The sequence below is a fragment of the Streptomyces sp. ATLC9 genome, from assembly GCF_057196705.1.
Map to the genome: position 1 here is coordinate 1 of NZ_JBXUOY010000490.1, position 1607 is coordinate 1607.

The following is a 1607-nucleotide window of genomic DNA, read 5'->3' on the forward strand; positions in this document are numbered from 1 at the left end:
CGGCGGGCCCGCCGGCACGGGTGGCGCCCACGGCTCCTCGGGCAGCGGCGGCGCGGAGTGCGCCAGGGCGAGCAGTGCCTTCAGATCGCAGCCGGACCGCACCCGCTCCGCCAGCTCCGCCACCGCCCCGGTCGCCTCCGCCCGTCGCTCGGCCACCGGGACCAGGCCCAGGTGGCGCGAGGGGGTGTGCACCAGCGGAGCCCGGCGCAGCACGCCCAGCACCGGTGTCCCGCAGGCGTCCAGCGCCTCGCGCAGCAGCTCCTCGTGGCGGTCGGAGGCCACCTTGTTGAGGATCACCCCCGCGACGCGGACCTCCGGATCCCAGGACGCGAAGCCGTGCACCAGAGCCGCCACCGAACGCGACTGCGAGGAGGCGTCCACCACCAGCACCACCGGCGCCCGCAGCAACTTGGCCACCTGTGCCGTCGAGGAGAGCTCCCCGAGGCCCGCGGCACCGTCGTACAGCCCCATCACGCCCTCGACCACGGCCACGTCCGCGCCGGCGGCCCCGTGCAGGAACAGCGGTGCGACCAGATCCGGACCGCACAGGTACGCGTCGAGGTTGCGGCCGGGCCGGCCGGTGGCCAGCGCGTGGTAGCCCGGGTCGATGTAGTCCGGGCCCACCTTGTGCGGGGAGACGCCCAGCCCGGCCGCCGCGAAGGCGGCCATCAGACCGGTGGCGACGGTGGTCTTGCCGCTGCCCGAGGAGGGGGCGGCCACGACCAGCCGGGGAAGGACGGTGCTCACGATCCGGTCACCACTCGATGCCCCGCTGGCCCTTCTGGCCGGCGTCCATCGGGTGCCTGACCTTGGTCATCTCCGTCACCAGGTCGGCGGCGTCGATCAGCCTCGAAGGAGCGTTCCGCCCGGTGATCACCACGTGCTGGACGCCGGGACGGGTCCGCAGCACCTCGACCACCTCCTCGGTGTCCACCCAGCCCCAGTGCATCGGGTAGGCGAACTCGTCCAGCACGTACAGCCGGTAGGTCTCGGCCGCCAGGTCGCGCTTGACCTGCTCCCAGCCCTCGCGCGCCGCCTCCTCGGAGGACTCGATGCCGCGCTGCACCCACGACCAGCCCTCGCCCATCTTGTGCCAGGCCACCGTGCCGCCCTCGCCGCTCGCGCCCAGCACGCGCAGCGCCCGCTCCTCGCCGACCCGCCACTTGGCGGACTTCACGAACTGGAACACCCCGATCGGCCAGCCCTGGTTCCAGGCGCGCAGCGCCAGTCCGAAGGCGGCCGTCGACTTGCCCTTGCCGGTGCCCGTGTGGACCGCCAGCAGCGGGCGGTTGCGGCGCTGGCGCGTGGTGAGGCCGTCGTCGGGGACGACACTCGGCTGTCCTTTCGGCACTACGCGGCCCTCCTGTCGGTGTTCCCGCGGGTGGTCCTGTGAGCGCGGTGGGGGTTCTGCAGGGAGCGGACGAGCCCGGTGACGGTGTCGGCGCGCAGCTCCTCCAGCGTCACGGCGGGGCCGCCCAGCTCGGCGGCGAGCGAGCCCGCCAGTCCGAGCCGCACCGGCCCGGACTCGCAGTCGACCACCACCGAGGCGGTTCCGTCGGCGGCCAGCAGCCGCGCGGCCTGCCGGGCGCGCACCACCGGCTGCGGGC

Annotated in this window: 2 protein-coding genes and 1 pseudogene; all 3 read right to left on the bottom strand. The window is 74.7% G+C overall.

The window, feature by feature from the left end:
* A partial coding sequence (locus tag AC2CJA_RS26565; RefSeq protein WP_484605199.1) for a cobyrinic acid a,c-diamide synthase CobB occupies positions 1–750 on the bottom strand: 750 nt, incomplete at its 3' end.
* Between the two features lie 4 nt (positions 751–754).
* Positions 755–1351, bottom strand: coding sequence for a cob(I)yrinic acid a,c-diamide adenosyltransferase (gene cobO / locus AC2CJA_RS26570; protein ID WP_484605198.1), 597 nt, complete (start codon positions 1349–1351; stop codon positions 755–757).
* A pseudogene (locus AC2CJA_RS26575) lies at positions 1351–1607 on the bottom strand (magnesium chelatase); the annotation flags it as partial. The pseudogene AC2CJA_RS26575 and the gene cobO, both read right to left, overlap by 1 nt.